The following is a 22,764-nucleotide window of genomic DNA, read 5'->3' as shown; positions in this document are numbered from 1 at the left end:
GTAAGCGACTCGATTCACTCAACTCATGCCCGGTGAAAATAACCTGTTCCTGCACGCCAAACGCTTCCAGCGCTTTTGCTACACCTTCGTTGCCGCCCGCCGTTTTATAAATCCCGGCCAGAGGCTTTCCCTCTTCCAGCCACTTTTTCACACTGTGCCAGGCGGTTTCGGCTTCGTCGTTAATGTTGACGCGATCGCGAATCGTCAGCCACGGGAAAGCCTCTCGCAGCACGCGACGAAAGCCGATCTCGCGCTCCTCCTGGGTGCGATAGGTCGAACTGCAAATCAGCAGAATATTGCCTGGTTGCTGCGGCGGCAGCATGCGGCCCATAAACCAACCGGCAGTCGCGCCTGAAGCGGTCTGATCGATACCCACATAAGCAGTACGCCGCGAATTGGGCAGATCGCTGGTGAGGCAAATCACCTGCACACCATCATCAATGGCGGTTTTAACCGCACGGTTGATCTTCACGTCATCGCGACACACCAGAATAATGCCGCTGGCTTCAGTAGCGCGGCGTTCAATCAGCTTGCTAAAGCGGTCAGCGTGGAATTGCGCACTCGGTAGCGTATCCAACGTGATGTGCAGTTGTGGACGTTCGCGCATTACCGCGCGTGCATGAAACTCAAGCTGCGCGACAAAGCTGGTGCCGGATTCACACACAATCGCGATACGTTTTGCCGCTCCGCGAGGGTCTTCTGTGTCACTCAGCCCCAACCGCACCATGGCATTTTCAACTTTCTTGCGCGTCACCTCGCGCACGCCTTGCCGTCCATTGATCACGCGGTCTACGGTGGCGGGACTGACGCCCGCTTCCTGCGCGATGGCTTTAATGGATGGCGATTTCCAGTTTTGCAGCGTCATGATATTTCCTGATGTCCTTCACCTCATGGATGAAACAGTAGCTTGATAAGACACTGATAATCAAATTGTTATAACTCCATGAATCCAGCGAACAATCATATATTTGAGGTCATTAACCTCAAATTTTCATGTGATCGGCCTCATCCTTTTAGCATCCGTTTCAGGCTTTGCTTTGACTTAAAACTTCACCAATACGCTTAATAGCGCCATCACCTGTCGCCCTCATAGGAATTAAAAAATGCTCAATGTTGCTCTCTTAGGTGCTGGCCGTATTGGACAGATCCACGCTGGGAATATCGCCGCGCATCCGCAATGTCGTCTGGCGTATGTGATGGATGTCTACGCCCCTGCTGCTAATGTGCTGGCAGAGAAATACGGTGCCAAAGTGGCAGATCTCGACACCATTCTGGCGGACAGTTCGGTTGATCTGGTGGCGATTTGCAGCGCCACTAACACCCATGCAGATTTGATTGAAGCCGCCGCGCGCGCCAAAAAAGCCATCTTCTGTGAGAAGCCGGTGGATTTGAGTTTGCAGCGCGTGCAGAGCTGTTTAGCCACGGTGCGTGAAGCAGGCGTGCCATTGATGGTTGGCTTTAACCGACGTTTTGACCCGAGCATGGCCCATTTGCAGGCGTGTCTGCGTGATGGCGAGATTGGTGAAACCGAACTGGTGACCATCAGCTCACGCGATCCGGGCGCACCGCCTGCTGAGTACGTTAAAGTCTCAGGCGGTCTGTTCCGTGATATGACCATTCATGATTTTGATATGGCGCGCTGGTTGTTAAATGAAGAGCCGGTATCGGTGTACGCCAGCGCGGCGGCGCTGGTTGATCCCGAGATTAAAGCGCTGGGCGATGTCGATACCGCCGTCGTCACCCTCACCTGTGCCAGCGGCAAGATGGCGGTGATCACCAATAGCCGTCGTGCCAGCTACGGCTACGATCAGCGTATTGAAGTACACGGCAGCGAAGGGATGTTGCAGGTAACGAATCAGCTGGAATCACAGCTGGTGAAATCCGTGGCAAATGGCGTGGTGGCGCAGAAGCCGCAGCACTTCTTCCTGCAGCGTTATGCCGATGCTTACCGCAATGAACTGGCGACCCTCATTGAGGCGCTGGCAAAAGGCGAAGGCCAGTACCCTGGCGGGAATGATGGGTTGCAGGCGTTGTTGCTGGCGGATGCAGCGCTGGAGTCATTGAAAACCGGCAAACCGGTCGCACCGCAGTCGCTGTTGTAAGGCGGTGCTGATGAGGGGCGAACCCTGGTCCGTCCCTTCGACCACTCCCCATCAAGATGGAAGCTTGATTGAAAGCTCACTTAAGCTAAAGCAAACCGGCCAGAACGAGCCACATGCAGCAGTATGTTGCTCATTCATGGCAGCGTTAAGAACTAAAACGCATATGCTTCAGGGCGTCCGTTAAGACGCCCTGGCTTGTTTTAACGCTGTGGATGATTCACTTCCAGCGGACGCAGGTCGAATAGCAGCACCTCTGCGTTATCGCCCTGGGCGAAGTGCAATGCGCTATCATTACGCACTCGCGCACCGTCACCTTCTTTGAATTTCACACCATTCACTTCGATGCTGCCGCGCGCCACATGAATATAGGCGTAACGATCGGCATCCAGTGCGAAAGTCTGCTGCTCAGCACCATCAAAGAAACCGGCATAGATGCGGATATCCTGACGTACGCTCAGGCTGCCCTCTTTCCCCTCCGGCGAGATAATCAAACGCAGTTGCCCGCGTTTCTCGCTCTCTGGCACGGAGATCTGCTGATAGCCCGGCTGGGTATTGTGCTCGCCCGGTACAATCCAGATTTGCAGGAAGTGCACGTTATCGCTCTTCGAGTGGTTGAACTCGCTGTGCGTCACACCGCTACCCGCGCTCATCAACTGCACATCACCGGGGACGATCACCGAGCCGGTGCCCATTGAATCTTTATGCTCCAGCGCGCCGTCCAGCACATAGGAGATGATCTCCATATTGTTGTGTGGATGCGCACCAAAGCCACGACCCGGTGCGACACGGTCGTCATTGATCACCAGCAGATCGGAGAAGCCGGTCTGTTTAGGATCCCAGTAATTCGCGAAGGAAAAAGTATGATGCGAATTCAGCCAACCGTGGTCACCCACTCCGCGTTGTTCTGACAGACGTTGTTCAATCATGGTTTGCTCCTCAAATGTGCGGTGGAAAGACGCTTGCCCTTCCGAATGAGGATAAGTATACGTAAACTAATTTGCCCAACAATGCGCTAACCTGACAATGACTGTCACCGAAAAGTGGACAATATGCAGATAGAAGATCTTCGTATTTACGTCGCCGTCATTAAAGCCGGTAACTTCACCGCCGCCGCCGAACAGTTGATGCTGTCGAAGCAATACGTCAGCCGCCGTATTGCTGCACTTGAGGAGACACTCGGCGCACGCCTGCTGAATCGCAACACGCGCAAACTGTCGGTGACGGATAACGGCCAGCTCTTTGCCCAACATGCGCAACGTATTCTCGATGATGTGCAGGAAGCCCAGCAGGCGGTATCTGGCCGGCAACAGGTGTTACAGGGCAGCTTTCGTCTTAGTGTTCCGATGTCGTTTGGCATCAGCCATTTGTCACCGTATATCGCCGAGTTCCTCAGTCAGCACCCCGGATTGCAGTTCCAGGTGGAGCTGGCGGACCGCTACGTCGATATGGTCGGTGAAGGCTTTGATATGGCGATCCGCATTGGCACCCTGCCCGATTCCAGCCTGATCGCCAAACGCCTGGGCGTGTTTCGCCGCGTGATCTGTGGCAGCCCGTCATACATTCAGGGCGCGGGCGCACCACGTGAACCCGAGGATCTGCTCAAACACGCTTGTTTGCGTTACGGCCGTGAAAGCCAGACCGGCTGGGAATTGTTTAACGGTGAACAACGCAAGGTGATGGCGGTGCAAGGCCCGATGGTGAGCAATAACGGCGAGATGCTGCGTGATGCGGCAGTGGCTGGATTGGGGCTGATTCTACTGCCGGAGTTTATCGTGGCACCGGCCTTAGCCAGCGGTGATTTGATGACCGTGCTGGATGAGTGGCAGCCTTCCTCACTCAACCTGAACGCGCTCTATCCACAGCATCGTCAGCGCAGCGAAGTGAATCGGGTGTTTATGGCGTTTTTGCAGGAAAAGTTGGCAGGATAATAAAACGGGCGACCTGATGGCCGCCCGATAAGAATCAACTAGGCGCTTTCATGCGCAAACGTAATCGACTTTCTCCGTGCATCGCGCACCGCGATACCATGAATCAACAAGCCCAACACCGCCAGAATCGCACCGACCCAACCGGTTGACTGCCAGCCAAGGCCCGCAGAAATGGTCACACCACCCAGCCATGCGCCGAGCGCATTCGCCAGGTTAAATGCTGAGTGATTCAACGCCGCCGCCATAGTTTGCGCATCGCCCGCCACATCCATTAAACGGATTTGCAGCACGCTCGCCAGCGCCACCATGGTACCGACCAGCATCACGTTGAGTGAACCGGCAAACGCATAGTGCGCGGTGAACACAAAGGCACTCAGCACCAGCACCGACCAGATCAGCACCATACGAATGGTTTTCTCCAGTCCACGATCCGCCAGACGCCCCCCCACCACGTTGCCGATAATCATGCCGAGTCCAAACAGCGCCAGCACCACCGGAATCCAACTCACTGGCATTTGTGCCAGTTCGGTCAGCGTAGGTTTCACGTAGCTGAACACCGAGAACAAGCCGCCGCTGCCGATCGCACCAATCGCCAGCGTCAGCAACACCTGCTTGCGCGTCAGCGCCGAGAGTTCACGCAACGGACTGGCGGTTTTGTCACCCGCCACGTTCGGCACCCACATGCCCACCAGCACCATGGTCAACAGCGCTAATACGCCCACAATGGCGAACGCTTCACGCCAGCCAAACACCTGTCCAATCGCGGTAACCGCAGGCACGCCAAGCAGGTTGGCGATCGTCAGGCCAAATAGCACCATCGAAACGGCCTGAGCACGTTTTCTGCGCTCCACCAATCCAGCAGCGACCAATGCGGCGACACCAAAGAACGTGCCGTGCGGGAAACCGGCGAGGAAACGCGCCAGCAGCATCGAGTAGTAACCCGGAGCAATCGAGCTAAACAGGTTACCTGCGGCAAACAGACCCATCAGCGTCATCAGGAAATTACGACGAGAGGCGCGAGCGCCGAGCACGGCCAACAGCGGCGCGCCGATCACCACGCCCAGCGCGTAGATACTGATCAGGTGGCCTGCAGTAGGGATAGAAACATTGAGGCCGGTGGCGGCATCGGGCAGCAGGCCCATGATGACGAATTCGCCGGTACCAATGGCAAAGCCACCGGTGCCGAGCGCAAACAGCGCTTTCAGCACACTGGCACGCGGCAGCGATGCCTGCTCCGGCAGCTGATTAAGTTGAGGTTGTGCAGATGACATGGTTTTCCAGTAACGCAGGTGAAGAATCCAATCACAATCGTGGCGGCATTGAAGGCCACCATCGTTGAGACTGAAAGGATTTAGCGTCACATGATAACTGATTTAGATGAAAATTCGATGGCAGAGAATTATGTGGCTGCTAATTAATCGTTGATTAGCCGCCTTGCGCCCATCACGGCGCAAAGCAAGGGTATGTTGACTGGCACCGCTGCAGTGTGTGCATTTTCGTTAAGCAACCTGCCGCGCCAGCAGCGCCGCGCCGATCATTCCACCGTTATGCGCAAACGCGCCGGGCACCACCAAAGGATGCTGAGTGCTGCGCAACACATAACGCTGCACTTCCTCATTCAATGCTTCCATCAACGCTGTCACCGAAGCCAATCCGCCGCCCACCGCCACCAGCGATGCACCGGTAATATTGATGGTGTAAGCCAGCGGCTGACTTACCAGTTGTAACCACACCTGAACCGTGCGATTAGCCTGCACTTCCTGCTGTTGCCACCCGGCGATAATGTCGATGCTGCTCGCATTAACGTTATGCAAAGTGCGATGCAGATTCTCCAGCCCGCGCGCGCCGCCGTAGCTATCCAGACAGCCTTTCTGCCCACAAGGGCAAGACTGGCGCGGCAAGCGAATAGTTTCGCCCTCAATTTCAACTTCGGTGAGTGTAATCGGGCCATGGCCCCACTCGCCGGTTAAGCCATTCTGTCCGGTAATAATACGCCCATCCGCCACCAAACCGCCGCCAACGCCGGAACCGAGGATCGCGCCAAACACCACTTTGTGCCCTTTGCCCACACCTGCCTGCGCTTCCGCGAAAGTGAAGCAGTCCGCATCGTTATGCACGATCACTTTACGTTGCAGTAACTCGCCCAGCGCCTGGCTGAGGTTGCGTTGATGAAAGGCTGGGATATTACTGGCAAACATCTCGCCGCTATCGGGTGCCACGATGCCCGCAGTGGAGATTGCCAACGGTGAATCCGTGCTGAAGTGCAGCTGATGTTGTTGAATCATACGGCTCACCAGCGCGGTAAAATCCGGCCAGTTGTCTGCCGGGATTTTTTGCTGATCGAGGATAGTGAGCTGCTGCTGCGCATCCATCACACCCAGCTTAACGAACGAACCGCCCAGATCGAGGCAGATCACTGCCGGTGTTGTACTCATAAACGTTTATCCATCACATCACGCAGGCCGTCGCCCAGCACATTAAAGCCAAGCACAGTAATCAAAATCGCCAGTCCGGGGAACAGCGACACATAAATATTCAGCCCAAGGAAGTTGCGCCCATCACTCATCATGGTCCCCCACTCCGGCATCGGCGGTTGCACGCCTAACCCCAGAAAAGACAAGCTGGCCGCCGACAGCACCACTGCGCCCGCCGTCAGCGTCGATTGCACAATCAGCGGTCCGATTGAATTACGCAGTATGTAATGGGTGATGATGCGCGGATAGCGCACGCCCAACATATGTGCGGCTTCGATGTACTCCATGTTTTTCAGGCCGAGCGTCAGGTTACGACTGAGGCGCGCATAGACCGGAATCGAGAATAGCGATATGGCAATCAGCATATTGGCCAGTCCCTCGCCCAGCACGCTGACGATCAAAATCGCCAGTACGATGCCAGGAAAGGCGAAAATAATATCCATCACCCACATAATCAGCGCATCGATTTTGCGTCCTGCCAGACCGGAGATGATGCCAAGGGGAATGCCAATCACCATCGAAATCGCGACGCTCAGACAAACCTCGAACAGCGTGATGCGCGCGCCATAAATCACGCGGGCGAAGATGTCGCGGTCATAGTCGTCCGTGCCAAACCAGTGCGCAGCAGAGGGAGCCTGCAAGGTGTTCAGCAGATCCTGTTCGATCGGATCCCAATGGGTTAACAGTGGCGCTAACACCGCGGCCAGCACCACCAGCAGTACCAATCCGCCGCCAATCGCTATCGACGGATTGTTCTGTAGCATGCGCAGGAACTGGCGACGGCGCGATCGTGTCGGCAGCAAAGAGGTATCGAGGCTGTTCATCAGTCGAACCTTATTTTGGGATTGAGCAGGCCAATCAATATTTCACCCACCAGGTTCATCAGCACCACGCCGGTAACCGCCACTAACGTGACGCCCTGAATCACCGGGTAGTCACGATACTTCACCGAGTCCACCAACAGGCGGCCAATCCCGGGCCAGTTAAACACCGATTCAGTGACCACGGCGCCACCAATCAGGCTGCCGAAGTTAAGCGCGACGATGGTAACTATCGGGATCAGCGCATTGCGCAGCGCATGTTTCCAGTGAATATTCGCCGACGATAAGCCTTTGGCTTTGGCGGTGCGAATATAGTCCTGACTCAGCACATCCAGCATGCTGGAGCGCGTCATGCGGGCAATCATCGCCATCGGCAGAATCGCCAGCGTGACGGTCGGCATCACGTAGTTTTTCCATGTGTCCGCGCCCAACAGCGGCAGCCAGCCGAGTTCCACCGCAAAGTAGTTCATCGCCAGCAGCGCGAGCCAGAAGTTGGCTATCGATGCGCCCGCAATGGTCAGCACCATCACGATTTGATCGGGAATACGCTGGCGATAGATCGCCCCGGTCATGCCCGCAGGCACGCCGATGGCAATCGCCAACAGATAGGCCAGTGCCGCCAGCGATAAGGTGTAAGGCAAACGCTCGCTGATTTCGGTGATCACCGGGCGCTGTGACTGCAACGATTCCCCCAGATTGCCGTGCAGTGCTTCAGTAGCAAATTTGATGTACTGCAGCGGCAGCGGCTGATCCAAACCCAGCCGGATGCGCATGTTATCCACCGCTTCCTGCGGCGCTTCCGGGCCCGCCATCAGGCGTGCCGGATCGCCCGGCAACGCGCGGATGGCGATATATACGATGATCGACACGCCGAAAATAATCAGCGGCAGCGAGAGCACCTTTTTCGCAACGTACGCTTTCATCAATCAGTTCTTCACTGCGTCACGAACCACAATCTGTCCGCCAGGCTGCATGGTGACGCCACTGATGTTTTTGCGCGAGGCATAGAGATCATCCTGATAAAACAGCAGCACCTGCGGAGCCAGCCCGCTGATCTGTTTCTGTGCCTGGAAATAGAGATCTTTGCGTTTCGCATCGTCAAGCGTGGAAGCGGCGGTATCGATCAGGTCATCAGTTTGCTTATCGCTGAAGAAGCCGAGATTCGCGCCACCCGGTGCAAAGCTGGCGCTGTGATACAGCGGGCGCAGTTGCAAGTCAGAACCGTACAAACCGGATGACCACGACGCCAATACCGCATCAGTGCCCTGCTGGGCTTTCTCTTTGGCATCGGCGAAGGCGGCTTTGGTCCAAACACCGCTTTCCATCTGGCGCACATTCAACTTCACGCCGATTTTCGCCCATAGCCCCTGCAACACCTGCGCGGTGCGCGCATCCGGTGCCTGAACCGCAATCGACATGCTGAAGCCATCCGGGTAACCTGCCGCTTTCAGCAGTTCTTTGGCTTTCTGCACGTCGTAAGGGTAATCCTTCAGGCTCTTGTCGTAGTTGGCATCAACCGGTGCCAGCGAGGAGTTAGCCGGCTGTGCATAACCAAACATGATGGCTTTCACCAGCGCCTGCTGATCGGTAGCAAAGTTCAGAGCCTGACGCACGCGCACGTCGCTCAACGCTTTACTTTGCGTATTAAGATCCACCCAGAACACGGCCGCGCCCGGCGACTGTTTCAAATTCACGTTAGCATTGTTTTTCAACATTCCGGCGAATTGCGGCGGTACCGGATTAATAATATCGACCTGGCCGGATTGCAGCGCCATATTCATCACGGAAGGCTCACTGCTCCACGTCCATTTAATTTCATCAGGGCCGTTTGATTTACCCCAATAATCACTGTTCTTTTTCTCCAGCACATATTCGCCAGATTTATATTGTTCCAGCTTATACGGCCCGGTGCCGTCCGCCTTATTATTGATGCTGCCTGCTTTATCTGCGGTAGGGCTGACCATTAATCCTGGTCTCGATGCCAGCACGGTTAAAAAGGCCGGATTGATTTTTTTCAGCTCAAACTCAACCGTTAAATCATCGGTTTTCTTCACATCCTGAATAAAGGTGCGAACTTTACCGCTGCCCGCCAGACCGCGTTTGGTATCCAAATGGCGCTGGAAGTTTTCCACTACCGCATCGGCATTAAACGGCGTGCCGTCGTGGAATTTCACATTGGGGCGAAGCTTGAATGTCCAGTGCAATCCGCTGCTATCCGCACTCCAGGAGAGCGCCAGCGCAGGGATAATCTTGCCGTCATCACCCAGACGCGTCAGGCCTTCATACATGGGATCGAGCACCGTGCCGGTAAAGGTAGCGGTCTGGTTGCCCGGATCCATGCTGCGTGGCGGTTCGTTTTGCATAATCACCAGCTGGCTGGCCATTGCCGCCGAGCTTGCCAGTGACGCCATGATACAACCGGCCAGCGTCAGTACCTTTAAATGCTTGAATGTGCTTTGCATGAAGGCCCTCAATGAATCATTGAAATGTTAGGTGAATTAACAACGCTATATAAGGCACACTCTCTGAACAAAAGCCAATATGTAAGTTCATATATTTTACTTATAGTTAGATCTGCGTTCAGAGAATTAACTAAATATCGTTGAATTTGTTTTCCAGCCTCATTATTGTCAGGTCATATCGCTAATGCAGTGAGAACCAACATGCTCAATGCCCACCAGCAGCAAATTTTGCGTCTGCTTATTGCCTCGCACGGCATGAGCCGCACTGCTATTGCGGAAAATATGAAGTTGAGCAAAGCCGCGATTAGCCCACTGGTCAAAGAGATGCTGAATGCCGGATTACTGGAAGAGAGCCTGGCGGAATCCAGCGGTCAGGGTCGGCCATCAGTATTATTAAAAATGCGTGCTGACAGCGCCTATTTTCTCGGCGCTTCGCTGCTCGGCGAGTACGTCGTTTTAGTGCTGATTGATATGCATGGACTGGTGCTGGCGAGCACGCACATGCCACTCGATCCTGATCCCCAACAGCTGAGTGCGACGCTAGCGGCAGCGATTCCCGATTTGATTGCGCAGAAAGGCATTTCAGCCGATCAATTAATTGGCCTGGGCGTTACGCTCTCCGGATTTGTCGATGAAAATCAGGCAATTTGCGTGCAATCAGCGCTGCTGGGCTGGAAGCATGTCCCGCTGGCCGACATGCTCAAACAGCAAACCGGCCTTGATGTCTCGCTGGAGAACGATGCCAAAGCGCTGGCCGTCAGCGAGAAGATCTTCGGCGTGGCGAAAAAAGCGCGCAACTTCACCCTGATTTCCCATGGTGACGGCATCGGTTCCGCACACTTCTTCCAGGGCCAACTGCATCGCGGCGCACACGGCGGGGCCGGTGAAATCGCCCACTGCACCATCGAACCCGGCGGCCGCCCTTGCCGATGCGGCAAACGCGGCTGCCTGGATACTCTCGCCTCGCTGACCGCGATTCGCGAGAGCATGCGCGATAAAGCACTGGAGAGCCAAACCATCGCCGAACTGGAAGCGCTGGCGGTGAAAGGCAACAGTGCCGCCATCGCCATTCTGCATCAGGCTGGTCACGCGCTGGGCCTCTCGATCGCCAACATTATTCAGATGAACGATCCCGAATTGATCGTCATCGCACATCAACCCGATGCTTTTGACGGCTTACTGAAAACCGTGGTGATGCAATCCATTGATAGCCACGTGTTGCCGTCGATCATGGGCAAAACCCCGATTTCCAGCATCGTGATCAGCGAACAGAGCTGGGCGCGCGCCGCGGCAAGCGTGGCGGCATATCGATTTATCATTCAATTACCCGACTAGCGGAGGCTGTATGCGCATTGCTTTTGGTGGCATTCATACGGAGTGTAGTACGTATAACCCGGTGCTGAACTATGCCGACGACTTCCGCATCGTGCGCGGTGACGATCTGCTGACCAACCCCTACTTTGCTTTCCTGCAGGATTACGATGCCGAATTTCTGCCGACCTTCCATGCGCGCGCCATCGCCGGTGGTCCGGTGGCGCGGGTCACTTATGATGACTTCAGGCAGGATTTTCTCACCCGTCTACGAGCACAGCTGCCGGTGGACGGCATCTACCTCGCCATGCACGGCGCGGTGTATGTGGAAGGGATGGAAGATGCCGAAGGTGACTGGATTACTGCCACGCGCGAACTGGTCGGCCCGGATTGTCCGATCACCGTCAGTTACGATCTGCATGGCAACGTGACGCAGCGCATCATCGATGCCATTGATATGTTCTCCACCTATCGCACGGCGCCGCACATCGATGTGGAAGAAACCATGCGTCGATCCGTGTCGATGCTGGTGAAAAGCCTGCAAAGCGGCGTGAAACCCGGTGTGATTTGGGCACCGATTCCGGTGGTGCTGCCCGGTGAGCGCACCAGTACCGAAGATGAACCGGCAAAAAGTTTGTATGCGCGTTTACCGGGTATCAATGAAATCGACCACATTTGGGATGCGTCGCTGATGGTCGGCTATGTCTGGGCCGATGAACCGCGCGCCACTGCGGCAGCGATCATGACCGGTACCGACGCCGATGTGCTTTCCGAACAGGCAGCAAAACTGGCGTTGGCATACTGGCAGGCGCGCGACGAGTTTGTCTTCGGCTGCGTCACAGGCAGCACCGAAGAGTGCGTGAAAATGGCCATCGCCAGTGAAACTGCACCGGTGATTTTGGCCGACTCGGGCGATAACCCGACCGGTGGTGGCGTGGGCGATCGTGCCAATCTGCTGGCAGAGTTGATTCGCCAGGGCGCGCAGGATGTGATCGTCGCCGGAATCACCGATAAACCGGCCACTGATGCTGCTTTTGCGGCAGGCGTTGGGGCGAAACTCACTCTGACGATCGGTGCCACGCTCGATCCCGCAGGGGGGAAAGTTACCGCAGAATTTGAAGTCCTGCGGGTGAGTGATGATGCGCGTTCGCTGGCTAAACAGGCGCTGCTGAAAACCGGCGGCATTACGGTGGTGGTCGCCGATCGTCGTCGCCCTTATCACAATATCGCTGATTTTGAATTGCTGGGGCTTCATCCTGCGCAGGCAAAAATTGTGGTGGTGAAATCGGGTTATCTGTCACCGGAACTGGCACCACTTGCTAATCCTAACTTGATGGCGCTGTCTGAAGGCGTGGTGGATCAGTACGTCGAACGTCTGGAGCGAAAACGTAAACTGCAGCCTGCCTATCCTTTCGACACTGACTTTGAATTTCTGCCGGTCAGCACCCGTTCGGCTCGCTTTGTGGCGGCCAAATGAGTCGCGAGCCAGTTCTGCAGGTGGAAAACCTCACCGTTGCGTTTCGTCATGACGATCAGTGGCGTGAGGTAGTGAAGAACGTATCGATGACCATCAACGCCGGTGAGACGCTGGCGATTGTGGGGGAGTCGGGTTCGGGCAAAAGCGTGACGTCGATGGCGATTATGCGCTTGCTGAATATGCGCCACGCGCGCGTGACCGGCAAAGTGCTGCTGAACGGCGTGGACCTACTGAATCTGAGCGAAAAAGCGATGCGCGATATTCGTGGCAACGCCGTGGCGATGATTTTTCAGGAGCCGATGACCAGCCTCAACCCCTCTTTCACCATTGGTCACCAGATCGCTGAAGTCCTGATCAACCATCGCAACATCAGTAAGCGGGCGGCGCGGGAAGAGACGGTGAAGCTGCTGGAGAAAGTGCGCATTCCTAATGCCGCTAAACGCTTCGATGATTATCCGCATCACTTTTCCGGCGGCATGCGCCAGCGTGTGATGATCGCCATGGCGCTGGCGTTGCGGCCAAAACTGCTCATCGCCGATGAGCCGACGACCGCACTGGATGTCACCATCCAGGGGCAAATTCTTGACCTGATTAAGACATTGCAGGAAGAGGAAGGCACCGCGGTACTGTTTATCACCCACGATATGGGCGTGGTGGCGGAAGTTTCGGATCGCACGCTGGTAATGTATCAGGGTGATGTGATGGAAACGGGCACCACGGCGGACATTTTCTCGGCGCCAGCGGCGGATTATACGCGCACGCTGATCGCTACCGTGCCGCAGCTCGGCGCGATGCGTGGCATTTCGGGGCCGCAGAAGTTTGCGCTGAAAGGTGATGCGGTGGCACTGCTACCTGAGCGCCCCGCTTCGCAACAGCCGCTGCTGTCGGTGAAAAACCTCAGCACCCGGTTCAGCATCCACGAAGGTTTGTTAAGCCGCAAAACCGGCGCGGTACATGCGGTGGAAAATATCTCATTCGATTTGATGCCCGGCGAAACCTTGTCGCTGGTCGGTGAATCCGGCTGTGGAAAATCCACCACCGGTCGCTCCCTCACCCGACTGGTGAAAGCCGATGCCGGCGAGATCGCTTTCGACGGTTATGACGTGCTAAATCTCTCCTCCAGCGAACTGCGCCAGTTACGTCGGGCGATGCAGATGATATTTCAGGACCCGTTCGCCAGCCTTAATCCAAGGATGTCGATTCTCGAAGCCCTGACCGAGCCTTATCTGCAACATCAGCTCGGCAGTAAACAGGCTGCTCGGGAAAAGGCGGCGGAGTTGATGGAACGTGTGGGTTTGTCTTCGGCGATGATGAAACGTTATCCACATGAGTTTTCCGGCGGTCAGCGCCAGCGCATCTGTATTGCCCGTGCATTGATGCTCGACCCCAAAATGATTATTGCCGATGAATCCGTCTCTGCGCTGGATGTGACTGTCAAAGCGCAGATTATTAATCTGCTGTTGGATCTGCAGAGCAGCCTTGGCTTGTCGTATTTGTTTATATCGCACGATATGGCGGTGGTAGAGCGCATCAGCCATCGCGTGGCGGTGATGCTGTTGGGCGAGATTGTTGAAATCGGTCCACGCGCGGCTATCTTTGAGAATCCGCAACATGACTATACGCGCAAGTTATTGTCATCGGTGCCGGTGCCTGATCCAGCTCGACGTCATCTCAAGCGCCATATGGACGTTAGCGAGCTGAAAAGCCCGGTGCGCGCACTGGGGTTTGTGCCAGAAACGCGACGCTATCGCGAGGTGAGCGCCGGGCATTGGGTGATGGAGAGTTAAAGCAGACGCATTAAACGCGCCGGGTTTCCGGCGTAAACGCCCTTCTGCGTGATGTCTTTCGTCACCACACTGCCCGCGCCGATGACCGCGCCATCGCAGATGCTGACCGCCAAAATACTCGCGCCACTGCCGATTGAGACGTTGTTACCCAGCGTGATGCGCGCCCAGCTTTCTCGATCGGCATTGGGTTGGCCATCCCGGAACATATCGTTGGCGAACATCACGCCGTGACCAATAAAGCAGTTTTCACCCACGCTAACGTATTCGCAGATAAAGGTGTGCGACTGCACTTTTGTGCCTCTTCCAATCACCGTATGTGCCTGGATTTCGACAAACGGACCGATGAAGACATCGTCTTGCAGGGTGCAGCCATAAACGTTCGCAGGCTGGTAAATCGTAACGTTACTACCGATTTCAACGTTCTTGACTGCGACTTCGCGTAGGTTTGGCTGCATCGAGGTTCCTTAATTTTGTAGGTGCGCACAGATGCGCACCTTCCTGTTGACGCGCTTAGCGGTGTTGCCATAATCACCACTAATCCTTTGGAATCATTCCCAATACAAACATTTTACCGCCGCTAAAGCTCCAGTCTTCGGCGTTGGTATATTGGATGATGACCATTAAATCCGCCGGGCTTAGCTGCAACCGTTCATGGAATTGTTCACTTAATCTCTGGTACGTCTTGCGTTTCTGCGCTTCACTGCGCGTCTTGCCAGCCACAATATGCAGCAGCACATAGCGCTCACTGCGCCCGTCACTCAGGTAGTGTGCATCATAAATCAGGCGTTGTTCTGGCAATACTTCAATCACCTGGAAACGATCGCGCAGCGGCACGTTAAATTCCGCCACCAGCACCTCATGCAGTGTATCAGACAAGACTTTTAAATCGGCTTCGTTCCAGCCGTGACGCACGGTTATCCGGGTAAAGGGCATTAGATAGACTCCTGTTCAAGCACAGTGAGCGCACTCACCGCAGCTGGCCAACCGGCGTAAAACGCCAAATGAGTGAAAAGTTCTACCAACTCCTCCTGACTTAATCCGTTTTGCACCGCAAAGTGCAAATGCCAGGGCAGTTGCCGATCGCGACCCAGTGCAGTTAACGTCGCCAGCGTGATCAAACTGCGCTCGCGTGGTGTCAGCGTGCTACGCTGCCAGATATCAGCAAATAATACCTGCTGCGTCAGTTCTGCTAGTTTCGGTGCAACACGTTCTAATGACTCTCGATCCAATGAATGACTCATGGTTTTCTCCTGCGGGGGTAGGCAGTGATTGTGTTGCACCGCTACAATCCTGAAAATCATATTATTCAGGAACAACAATCCTGATTTAGAGGATGATGATGGAAAAGCTTCCGGTATCACTCGATAGTGATGCCCTGCGCAGTTTTGTACTGGGTATTGAATGTGGCAGCTTCGCGCTGGCGGCGCAGCAGCTTTGCCGGTCGACCTCTGCTGTCAGTGCACAGCTGAAAAAACTGGAGCAGCAGTGCGGAATGGCGCTGGTCACTAAGCGCGGTCGCCATTTAGTGCCGACGGCGGGTGGGGAAATGCTGCTGAGTTATGCCCGGCGTTTAATCGCATTGAATGATGAAGCCTGGCGCGCGGTGCGCGGGGAACTGTTGCAGGGCGATGTGCGCATCGGCATGCAAGAGGATTTTGGCGAATCGCTGATGCCCGGCATTCTTGGTCCCTTCAGCCGCCAGCATCCTGGGGTGCGCATCAGTGCCCGCGTGGATCGTAATCAACCGCTACTTCAGGCGATGGCGGACAAAAGCCTTGATATGGCCTTACTGTGGCAAGGTGATGATTTACCTGCACAAAGTCAGCTAATGGGACAGACAGCGTTGACATGGATTGGCGCAGAAACCCTGGATATTTCGGATGTGCTGAAACGAGGCGAAGCTCTGCCATTAGTCATGTTTGAGGCGCCTTGTCTGATGCGCACACGTGCTATCACAGTATTGGAACAAGCGGGCATTGCATGGCGCGTGGTGTTTACCAGCCACAGCCTTAGCGGCGTCTGGGCTGCCGTGCAAGCCGGATTGGGAGTAACCTTGCGCAGCCACATTGGATTACCTGGCTATTTGTCTCCCCTCAATGCCCGATTGCCATCGCCTGGTCATATGGGCATTGCATTGTTACAGCATCAGCCTGAAGACCCGGCGCAACAGATGTTATCGCAACTGACGCAACATGCCGTGGCCGGTTTTCTTCAATCAAGTTAAGGACAGACGATGACGCAACTAAACCAATATGGTCAGCCAGTGGGTTTTGCTCTGCCAGATTGGCAGCCGCTAGCCTCGCCACCTGCTATTCCGCTTAATGGCCGCTTCTCCACGCTTGTACCGTTAAATATTGCACACAGCGCCGCCTTGTTTGCCGCCTTCTCAAGCGCACCAGACGATCGGGACTGGACCTGGCTGGGCGCGACACAGCCCGCCTCGTTGGCAGAGATGGAAAGTTGGGTCAGTGGAAAATGCCAGGACAGCGGATTGGTGAGTTACGCAGTGATCGGCCACCGCACTCAGCAAGCGGTTGGTGCGGTATGTTTCGCCAATATTGACGGCCAGAACGGTGCGATTGAGATTGGTCATGTCACCTGGTCGCCGCTGATGCAGCGTAACGTGCTGGGCAGTGAAGCGATCTACTTGTTACTGAAACAGGCATTTGAGCTGGGCTACCGCCGGGTCGCCTGGCGCTGTGATTCCACTAACCTCGCCTCACGTCGGGCAGCGGAACGTCTTGGCTTCACTTATGAAGGGCGTTTCCGCCAGGCAATGACACGCAAACAACGCAATCGAGATACCGACTGGCTGTCGATAATTGATGGTGAATGGCCGCAGGTGAAGCATGCGATATCGGCCTGGCTGGCGGCGGATAATATGGATGAGCACGGTCGGGAGCAGCAAAAGTTGAGCGTATTTTTCGCAAGTTAAATCTTGTCAAGTCACCTGCCGCAGCGCAGGCGTCAGGAACAGTATTCTGGCAGATGGCAAGTCAGGATTTCCGTTGTTTCAACGTCATTTAAGGGCAGGAATGGGTCTTGCCTGCGCATTGTTGTCCTTATTTCATCAACACCTGAAACTGCGGATTAAACTCGTCAAAAATCGGCAACGCCGCCGCCCCCAACGCAGCAGTATCACTGCCGGTTAAGCCGGTTTTCAGGCGCGAGCCGGTGAGATAACGCCCGCGCACAGACTGATAGAGCGGTGGTAAGCGCTGAATGATTTTATCCAGCAGTGCGGCGGGCATCATGCCGCCGATGATCACGCTCTCCGCATCGAAAATGCACTCCAGCATATTGATGCCCTGACGCAATGGCGTCAGCACGGTATCAATCCAGCGATCAAATACGGCGGGATCGACTTCCAGCAGGTCGTCCGGCAACGCGGTCATCGGGTCCAGCCCACAGAATTCATAGGCTGCCTGCAGTGATACATAGCGTTCGAGGCAACCGTGATTGCCGCAATAGCATTCACGTCCCCCCGGTTCTACCACCACATGCCCGATTTCTCCGGCGTTGTGGGCATGGCCGCTGTAAACATGACCATCCATGATGATGCCAGCGCCTAATCCAGTGCCGATGTAGAGATAAATAAACGAGTTGAGATGGCGCGCAACGCCGTGGAAACGCTCCCCAATCGCCGCTACCGTGGCATCGTTCTCCAGCGTGACCGGCACGCCGCTCATTTCGGCCAGCCTTGCTTCGATATCGACCGACTCCCAGCCGTGCAAGGTAGTGGGACCCACCGAGGAAATCCCCTCAACGCCAAACGGACCCGGCATCACTACGCCGATCCCCAGGACTTTCTGCCAGCGGTGACCGAGTTGCGTTTTGATCTCTGCCAGCACCTCTGCAATGCGCGCTAAAGTGGCATCAGGTTCCGGTTTTTGCACCAGGATAAGGCGACGGAAGTGAATCTCACCGGTGAGATCCACTAGCACGATTAGTAAGGTTTGGTGGTCGAGATGAATGCCAATGGAGAACGCACTGGCTGGATTGAGGATTACCGGAATCGCCGGTTGCCCACGCCCCTGCTTGCGCGGTTGGCGGCTGGTAAGCAGTTCGGCGGCTTCCAGTTCAGCCACGATATTGGAGACGGTTTGCGGGGTTAAGGCGGTGAGTCGCGCCAGCTCAGCCCGCGTCAATTCACCATGCAGGCGGATCGCTTCGATGATCACACGACGGTTGTGCGCGCGCGCATGCTCCAGATTGGTTCCTGATGTTTTCATCCCGCTTCCCTCTTTTCACGCCCGCGACTGCCAGCGCATCAATATCTATGATCGGCGACACAATTTACAACCTGTTTACCTGACATCAGCAAAAATCTGTGCAGAGTAGTGTCCAGCGGCAAACGAGATTTATGCCCTGGCACGTCACTTGCTTTAGCTCATTGATGTCAGCTGCAGCAACCTGACAACCTGTGCGCGTTATTAAATCAATCAAATTGATTTAATTAAACACCCTCTTCTTGCATCAAGGCGGAAAATGTTATGAAAATCCGGTTTTCGACCACATTGAAAGGCTGTGCCATCGCGGTGATGTTAGCCAGCGCCGGTAGCGCGGCAGCCGCAACCACCCTCAATGCGCTGTTTATGACTCAGGCGGCTTACAGCGAAAATGATATTCGCGCCATGACGCAGGAGTTCCAGAAAGCGCATCCGGATGTGCAGGTGAATCTGGAGTTTGTGCCGTACGAAGCGCTGCATGACAAAATTGTCGCAGCACGTGGTGCAGGCGGTAACGGTTATGACGTGGTGCTGTTCGATGCCATCTGGCCGGCGGAATTCACCAAATTTGATCTGCTGCAGGACGTCAGCAGCCGTATCGCCGCAGACGAAAAAGAGAAGATCTTCCCCGGCGCAATGAACACCGTGGTCTATAACGGCAAAACCCTTGGCATGCCGTGGATCCTTGATACTAAATACCTCTATTACAACAAAGCGATGCTGGAGAAAGCCGGGATCACCACCCCGCCGCAAACCTGGCAACAGGTGATTGATGACTCACGCATCATCAAACAAAAGAACATCGTCAAATATCCACTGGTGTGGAGCTGGTCGCAGGCGGAAGCGCTGGTGTGTGATTACACCACATTGGTATCTGGCTTTGGCGGCAAATTCTATAACAACGGCAAGCTCGATTTCTCTAGCCCGGCCTCATTGCAGGCGGTCAAGCTGATGAAGAGTTCGCTGGATGAAGGGCTGAGTAACCCAGCCTCACGCGAATATCTGGAAGAGGATGTGCGCAAAGCCTTCTCCAACGGCGACGCCGCGTTCGCGCTGAACTGGACCTATATGTACAACATGGCTAACGATCCGAAGCAGAGCAAAGTGGCCGGTCAGGTGGGTATCGTTCCGGCACCAGGCGATGCGCCGGGTAAATTTGGTGCGGTGAACGGTTCGATGGGGCTCGGCATCGCCAAAGGCAGCACCCACGGTGACCAGGCGTGGCAATACATCAGCTACATGACTTCGCAACCGGTTCAAAACAAATACGCTACCCTAAGCCTGCCCATCTGGAAAAGCTCATATCAGGATCCTGCGGTACTGAAGAATCAGGAAAGCCTGATCGCGGCGGCGGACAAATCATTGAACGTGATGCTTTCACGCCCGGAAACCGCTGATTATTCCCGTCTCTCCAACACCTTGCAGCAGCAATTGCAGCAAGTGCTGGTGGGCAGCGCCGCGCCAGACGCGGCCATGCAGGCCGTGGATAAAAGTGCGGCGCGTTTGCGTTAAGGGGTTAGCATGCTGAGTTTGCGTCAACGCGAACAACGGCAGGCATGGGTGCTGTTAGCACCCATGTTGCTGGTAATGCTGTTGCTCACCGCCTGGCCGCTGCTGCGCACCATCTGGCTGAGTTTCACCGATGCTGCCCTCATTGGCAGCGGTGAAGCACCAGCCTGGGTGGGTGTGGAGAACTATTTGTTCGCCATCACCGATCCCGATTTCCAAACTTCGCTGTGGCGCACGCTCTACTTCACCGTGGTCTCGGTGGCGTTTGAGGGTGTGATTGGCGTGCTGGTGGCATTGTTACTGAATCAGAAATTTGCCGGACGCAACATTTTGCGCGTGCTGGTGATTCTGCCTTGGGCGCTGCCAACTATCGTCAACGCCATGATGTGGCGTCTCAACTTTAACCCCGATTACGGCAGCATTAACGCCCTGCTGACTCAATTGGGCATTATTGATGGCTATCGTAGCTGGCTGGGATCGCCGGATTCGGCGCTCAACGCGGTGATGTTTGCCGATATCTGGAAAAACTATCCGCTGGTAACGCTGCTGGTGCTGGCTGCGCTGCAATCCATCCCTGACGATCTGTTTGAAGCGGCGCGTCTGGATGGCGCATCCGCCTGGCGGCGCTTCCGTGCCATCACCTTCCCGGCCATTGTCGGTCCGCTGAGCGTTGCGCTGGTGTTGCGTACCATCGATGCCTTCAAGATTTTCGACATCATCTACGTGATGACGCGCGGTGGTCCGGTTGATAGCACCAAGACCCTGAGTTTCTACGTTTATCAGGAGTCGTTCAGCTATCTGCGCGCAGGCAGCGGTGCCGCCTATGCCATGTTAATGACATTGCTGTGCGCCGTGCTGATCACGCTTTACATGTTGTTATTGTGGCGTCAGCGCCGCAAAGGGAGCGCGTATGAAGGCTAAATTACGCAGCACGGCCAAATATGCCGCCGCGCTGCTGGTGGCGATTTCCGTACTCGCGCCGATCGGCTGGCTGTTTCTGATGAGCGTCAGCGCCACCAGCGATCTCACGCGGGTTCCGCTGGAATGGTTGCCGCGCCAGTGGGACTTCAGTCGCTACGGCCGATTGATGTCATTGGAACCCGGCCAACCCGGCACGCTGTTCCTGCATGCGTTGGGTAACAGCCTGTTAGTGGCAACCGGGGCGACGATTATCTGTCTGCTGCTGGCCATTCCAGCGGCATTCAGCTTCTCCCGCTACCGTGGTCGCGATGGCTGGCTGTTTGCCTCGCTCGCTATATATATGGTGCCGCCAGTGGCGTTTGTGCTGCCACTCTACTTCCTGCTGCAACAGTTTGATCTGCTTAACACGCGCCCCGGTTTGATCATCGTTTACTGCTCGCTGATCCTGCCGTTTCTGACGTGGATGCTGAAAAACCAGTTCGATGCTTTACCCCAGGATATTGAGCAAGCGGCGCGGCTGGATGGCTTGCGCGTCTGGCAGGTGCTGCTGCGCATTACCCTGCCATTGGCAAAACCGCTGTTGGGTGCAGCGGCGCTGTTTGGCTGGTTGCTGGCGTGGGATGAGTTTTTCTATGCGCTATTGTTCACCAGCAACATCGCAGCGCAAACCTTGCCAGTGACGATTGCGGGCTTTACCGCCGGACGCGCCACCGATGATGGTTTGATCGCAGCAGTCGGGATTCTGGCATCCGTGCCACCGCTGTTTATTGCTATCTGGCTGCAGAAAACGCTGGTGAGCGGCCTGGCCAGTGGCGGGAGCAAAGGATGAAGATGAACATGGACACTACCGCCACGCTGTATGTGGTCGGCAATATTAACGTCGATTTGATTATGGGCACCCTCGACCACTGGCCGCAGCGTGGCACCGAAGTGATGATGAATCACAGCGAACTGCGACCGGGCGGATCGGCGGGCAACTGTGCGTTAGCGTTAGAAGCGATGCAGGTGCGTCATCGTGCGGTGGCGAATCAGGGTGATGATGGCCTGAGCGCCTGGCTGGGCAGTTACTTCCCGCACAGCGTCGCCTACTGGACGCGCTATCACTGTGAAACCTCACTCACCGTGGGTGTGACGCACTCCGATCACGAGCGATCCTTCCTCAGTAATCTTGGCCATATCGTGCGGCTCACCGCCGAAGATGTGCTGAATCAACTGCCGCTGCGTGCCAATGAAGGCGATATCGTGCTGCTGTGTGGCACCTTCCTGTGCCTGCATCTTTACAACGAATACCCGCTGTTACTGAGTGAGTTGCAGCAACGCGGATTTACCACCGCCGTGGATACCGGTTGGCCGCCGCAGGGTTGGACCGAAGAGGTTCGCCAGCAGATGGCGCCATGGTTGCCGCTGTGTGACTGGCTGCTGCTCAATGAGCTCGAAACGCTGGGCCTAATGGACGCGGAGGATCTTAACGTGGCCGCCACCCAACTCGCACAACGACTCAGCGGACGTGGCGGTTGCGTGGTGAAATGCGGAGCGCAGGGGGCGGGTTGCTGGCAATCACATCAGCACATCACTCAGCCCGCGAAGCCCGTCACCGTGGTGGACACCATTGGCGCAGGCGACAGCTTTAATGCCGGTTTTCTCGCTGCGCTGCTGCATCAGCAGAATATCACCACCGCGCTGCAATGGGGCATCGCGGTGGCGTCACTGGCAATCAGTACCCAGCCACGTCGCTATCCCGAC

The 22,764-nt window shown here is 55.6% G+C and carries 22 protein-coding genes; 11 read left to right on the top strand and 11 right to left on the bottom strand.

From position 1 onward, the window contains the following. On the bottom strand, positions 1-865 hold an 865-nt coding region (locus H7A81_RS15240), incomplete at its 3' end, for a LacI family DNA-binding transcriptional regulator (protein ID WP_182057934.1). A gap of 238 nt (positions 866-1,103) precedes the next feature. Here H7A81_RS15240 and iolG point away from each other — a divergent pair. Beyond that, positions 1,104-2,102: an inositol 2-dehydrogenase gene (gene iolG / locus H7A81_RS15235; RefSeq protein ID WP_182057933.1), complete on the top strand. Its 999-nt coding sequence runs from the start codon at positions 1,104-1,106 to the stop codon at positions 2,100-2,102. A 200-nt stretch (positions 2,103-2,302) separates the two neighbouring features. On the opposite strand, the gene H7A81_RS15230 is transcribed toward iolG, so the two are convergent. Continuing rightward, the gene (locus H7A81_RS15230) at positions 2,303-3,028 is read right to left on the bottom strand and encodes a pirin family protein (RefSeq protein ID WP_182057932.1); all 726 of its coding nucleotides are present in this window, start codon (positions 3,026-3,028) and stop codon (positions 2,303-2,305) included. 123 nt (positions 3,029-3,151) lie between these two features. Here H7A81_RS15230 and H7A81_RS15225 point away from each other — a divergent pair, with 123 nt between their 5' ends. Beyond that, positions 3,152-4,030: a LysR family transcriptional regulator gene (locus tag H7A81_RS15225; protein WP_182057931.1), complete on the top strand. Its 879-nt coding sequence runs from the start codon at positions 3,152-3,154 to the stop codon at positions 4,028-4,030. Between the two features lie 38 nt (positions 4,031-4,068). Here the strand turns inward: H7A81_RS15225 and H7A81_RS15220 are convergent, their stop codons facing one another. From H7A81_RS15220 to H7A81_RS15200, 5 genes are all read right to left on the bottom strand, one after another. Then, on the bottom strand, positions 4,069-5,301 hold the full coding sequence (locus H7A81_RS15220) for an MFS transporter (protein WP_182057930.1): 1,233 nt from the start codon (positions 5,299-5,301) through the stop codon (positions 4,069-4,071). 228 nt (positions 5,302-5,529) lie between these two features. Beyond that, complete coding sequence (locus H7A81_RS15215) at positions 5,530-6,465, bottom strand: ROK family protein (protein WP_182057929.1); 936 nt, start codon at positions 6,463-6,465, stop codon at positions 5,530-5,532. After that, positions 6,462-7,328 carry an ABC transporter permease gene (locus tag H7A81_RS15210; RefSeq protein WP_182057928.1) on the bottom strand — a complete coding sequence of 289 codons (867 nt, stop codon included), beginning with the start codon at positions 7,326-7,328 and terminating at the stop codon, positions 6,462-6,464. The genes H7A81_RS15215 and H7A81_RS15210 overlap by 4 nt, the downstream gene beginning before the upstream one ends. Then, entirely contained in the window at positions 7,328-8,248 is a 921-nt protein-coding gene (locus tag H7A81_RS15205; protein WP_182057927.1) for an ABC transporter permease, read from the bottom strand. The genes H7A81_RS15210 and H7A81_RS15205 overlap by 1 nt, the downstream gene beginning before the upstream one ends. Before the next feature lie 3 nt (positions 8,249-8,251). Beyond that, positions 8,252-9,787, bottom strand: coding sequence for an ABC transporter substrate-binding protein (locus H7A81_RS15200; RefSeq protein ID WP_182057926.1), 1,536 nt, complete (start codon positions 9,785-9,787; stop codon positions 8,252-8,254). Between the two features lie 201 nt (positions 9,788-9,988). On the opposite strand from H7A81_RS15200, the gene H7A81_RS15195 reads away from it, so the two are divergent. Genes H7A81_RS15195 through H7A81_RS15185 form a run of 3 tightly spaced genes read left to right on the top strand, consistent with a single transcriptional unit; the run spans position 9,989 to position 14,362 of the window. Continuing rightward, positions 9,989-11,122, top strand: coding sequence for an ROK family transcriptional regulator (locus H7A81_RS15195; protein WP_166932551.1), 1,134 nt, complete (start codon positions 9,989-9,991; stop codon positions 11,120-11,122). Positions 11,123-11,132: 10 nt separating this feature from the next. Then, positions 11,133-12,575, top strand: coding sequence for a M81 family metallopeptidase (locus H7A81_RS15190; RefSeq protein WP_182057925.1), 1,443 nt, complete (start codon positions 11,133-11,135; stop codon positions 12,573-12,575). Next, the gene (locus H7A81_RS15185) at positions 12,572-14,362 is read left to right on the top strand and encodes an ABC transporter ATP-binding protein (RefSeq protein ID WP_182057924.1); all 1,791 of its coding nucleotides are present in this window, start codon (positions 12,572-12,574) and stop codon (positions 14,360-14,362) included. The genes H7A81_RS15190 and H7A81_RS15185 overlap by 4 nt, the downstream gene beginning before the upstream one ends. Here the strand turns inward: H7A81_RS15185 and H7A81_RS15180 are convergent. The 3 genes from H7A81_RS15180 to H7A81_RS15170 form a co-directional block, all read right to left on the bottom strand. Continuing rightward, a complete protein-coding gene (locus H7A81_RS15180) occupies positions 14,359-14,817 on the bottom strand; it encodes an acyltransferase (protein WP_182057923.1) in 459 nt (152 codons plus the stop codon). The genes H7A81_RS15185 and H7A81_RS15180 overlap by 4 nt on opposite strands. Before the next feature lie 79 nt (positions 14,818-14,896). After that, positions 14,897-15,295, bottom strand: a complete 399-nt coding sequence (locus H7A81_RS15175; protein ID WP_182057922.1) for a tautomerase family protein — start codon at positions 15,293-15,295, stop codon at positions 14,897-14,899. Continuing rightward, positions 15,295-15,603 (bottom strand): carboxymuconolactone decarboxylase family protein, encoded by a 309-nt coding sequence (locus H7A81_RS15170; protein ID WP_100703090.1) that lies wholly within the window; start codon positions 15,601-15,603, stop codon positions 15,295-15,297. The genes H7A81_RS15175 and H7A81_RS15170 overlap by 1 nt, the downstream gene beginning before the upstream one ends. 98 nt (positions 15,604-15,701) lie before the next feature. On the opposite strand from H7A81_RS15170, the gene H7A81_RS15165 reads away from it, so the two are divergent. Together H7A81_RS15165 and H7A81_RS15160 are read left to right on the top strand one after the other, a co-directional pair. After that, a complete protein-coding gene (locus H7A81_RS15165) occupies positions 15,702-16,586 on the top strand; it encodes a LysR substrate-binding domain-containing protein (RefSeq protein WP_182057921.1) in 885 nt (294 codons plus the stop codon). Between the two features lie 9 nt (positions 16,587-16,595). Next, entirely contained in the window at positions 16,596-17,297 is a 702-nt protein-coding gene (locus tag H7A81_RS15160; protein WP_182057920.1) for a GNAT family N-acetyltransferase, read from the top strand. Between the two features lie 127 nt (positions 17,298-17,424). Here H7A81_RS15160 and H7A81_RS15155 read toward each other — a convergent pair whose 3' ends face one another. Continuing rightward, positions 17,425-18,594, bottom strand: a complete 1,170-nt coding sequence (locus H7A81_RS15155) for an ROK family transcriptional regulator (protein WP_182057919.1) — start codon at positions 18,592-18,594, stop codon at positions 17,425-17,427. Between the two features lie 261 nt (positions 18,595-18,855). On the opposite strand from H7A81_RS15155, the gene H7A81_RS15150 reads away from it, so the two are divergent. From H7A81_RS15150 to H7A81_RS15135, 4 genes are all read left to right on the top strand, one after another. Then, complete coding sequence (locus tag H7A81_RS15150) at positions 18,856-20,103, top strand: extracellular solute-binding protein (protein ID WP_182057918.1); 1,248 nt, start codon at positions 18,856-18,858, stop codon at positions 20,101-20,103. 9 nt (positions 20,104-20,112) lie between these two features. Further along, positions 20,113-21,021 carry a carbohydrate ABC transporter permease gene (locus H7A81_RS15145; protein ID WP_182057917.1) on the top strand — a complete coding sequence of 303 codons (909 nt, stop codon included), beginning with the start codon at positions 20,113-20,115 and terminating at the stop codon, positions 21,019-21,021. Beyond that, positions 21,011-21,850: a carbohydrate ABC transporter permease gene (locus H7A81_RS15140; RefSeq protein ID WP_182057916.1), complete on the top strand. Its 840-nt coding sequence runs from the start codon at positions 21,011-21,013 to the stop codon at positions 21,848-21,850. Before H7A81_RS15145 ends, H7A81_RS15140 begins: the two co-directional genes overlap by 11 nt. A gap of 2 nt (positions 21,851-21,852) precedes the next feature. Beyond that, positions 21,853-22,764 (top strand): carbohydrate kinase family protein (locus H7A81_RS15135; RefSeq protein ID WP_255478979.1); only part of this gene is annotated, 912 nt, incomplete at its 3' end.

The organism is Pantoea sp. ME81 (assembly GCF_903970985.1).
In the GTDB taxonomy this organism is placed as follows: domain Bacteria; phylum Pseudomonadota; class Gammaproteobacteria; order Enterobacterales; family Enterobacteriaceae; genus Pantoea; species Pantoea communis.
This window is presented reverse-complemented; position numbering and strand designations above follow the sequence as displayed.

Excerpts from the sequence above, each read along its gene's own strand:
- iolG (WP_182057933.1), top strand. The coding sequence starts at position 1,104 with ATGCTCAATGTTGCTCTCTTAGGTGCTGGCCGTATTGGACAGATCCAC.
- H7A81_RS15230 (WP_182057932.1), bottom strand. The coding sequence starts at position 3,028 with ATGATTGAACAACGTCTGTCAGAACAACGCGGAGTGGGTGACCACGGT.
- H7A81_RS15225 (WP_182057931.1), top strand. The coding sequence starts at position 3,152 with ATGCAGATAGAAGATCTTCGTATTTACGTCGCCGTCATTAAAGCCGGT.
- H7A81_RS15220 (WP_182057930.1), bottom strand. The coding sequence starts at position 5,301 with ATGTCATCTGCACAACCTCAACTTAATCAGCTGCCGGAGCAGGCATCG.
- H7A81_RS15215 (WP_182057929.1), bottom strand. The coding sequence starts at position 6,465 with ATGAGTACAACACCGGCAGTGATCTGCCTCGATCTGGGCGGTTCGTTC.
- H7A81_RS15210 (WP_182057928.1), bottom strand. The coding sequence starts at position 7,328 with ATGAACAGCCTCGATACCTCTTTGCTGCCGACACGATCGCGCCGTCGC.
- H7A81_RS15205 (WP_182057927.1), bottom strand. The coding sequence starts at position 8,248 with ATGAAAGCGTACGTTGCGAAAAAGGTGCTCTCGCTGCCGCTGATTATT.
- H7A81_RS15200 (WP_182057926.1), bottom strand. The coding sequence starts at position 9,787 with ATGCAAAGCACATTCAAGCATTTAAAGGTACTGACGCTGGCCGGTTGT.
- H7A81_RS15195 (WP_166932551.1), top strand. The coding sequence starts at position 9,989 with ATGCTCAATGCCCACCAGCAGCAAATTTTGCGTCTGCTTATTGCCTCG.
- H7A81_RS15190 (WP_182057925.1), top strand. The coding sequence starts at position 11,133 with ATGCGCATTGCTTTTGGTGGCATTCATACGGAGTGTAGTACGTATAAC.
- H7A81_RS15185 (WP_182057924.1), top strand. The coding sequence starts at position 12,572 with ATGAGTCGCGAGCCAGTTCTGCAGGTGGAAAACCTCACCGTTGCGTTT.
- H7A81_RS15180 (WP_182057923.1), bottom strand. The coding sequence starts at position 14,817 with ATGCAGCCAAACCTACGCGAAGTCGCAGTCAAGAACGTTGAAATCGGT.
- H7A81_RS15175 (WP_182057922.1), bottom strand. The coding sequence starts at position 15,295 with ATGCCCTTTACCCGGATAACCGTGCGTCACGGCTGGAACGAAGCCGAT.
- H7A81_RS15170 (WP_100703090.1), bottom strand. The coding sequence starts at position 15,603 with ATGAGTCATTCATTGGATCGAGAGTCATTAGAACGTGTTGCACCGAAA.
- H7A81_RS15165 (WP_182057921.1), top strand. The coding sequence starts at position 15,702 with ATGGAAAAGCTTCCGGTATCACTCGATAGTGATGCCCTGCGCAGTTTT.
- H7A81_RS15160 (WP_182057920.1), top strand. The coding sequence starts at position 16,596 with ATGACGCAACTAAACCAATATGGTCAGCCAGTGGGTTTTGCTCTGCCA.
- H7A81_RS15155 (WP_182057919.1), bottom strand. The coding sequence starts at position 18,594 with ATGAAAACATCAGGAACCAATCTGGAGCATGCGCGCGCGCACAACCGT.
- H7A81_RS15150 (WP_182057918.1), top strand. The coding sequence starts at position 18,856 with ATGAAAATCCGGTTTTCGACCACATTGAAAGGCTGTGCCATCGCGGTG.
- H7A81_RS15145 (WP_182057917.1), top strand. The coding sequence starts at position 20,113 with ATGCTGAGTTTGCGTCAACGCGAACAACGGCAGGCATGGGTGCTGTTA.
- H7A81_RS15140 (WP_182057916.1), top strand. The coding sequence starts at position 21,011 with ATGAAGGCTAAATTACGCAGCACGGCCAAATATGCCGCCGCGCTGCTG.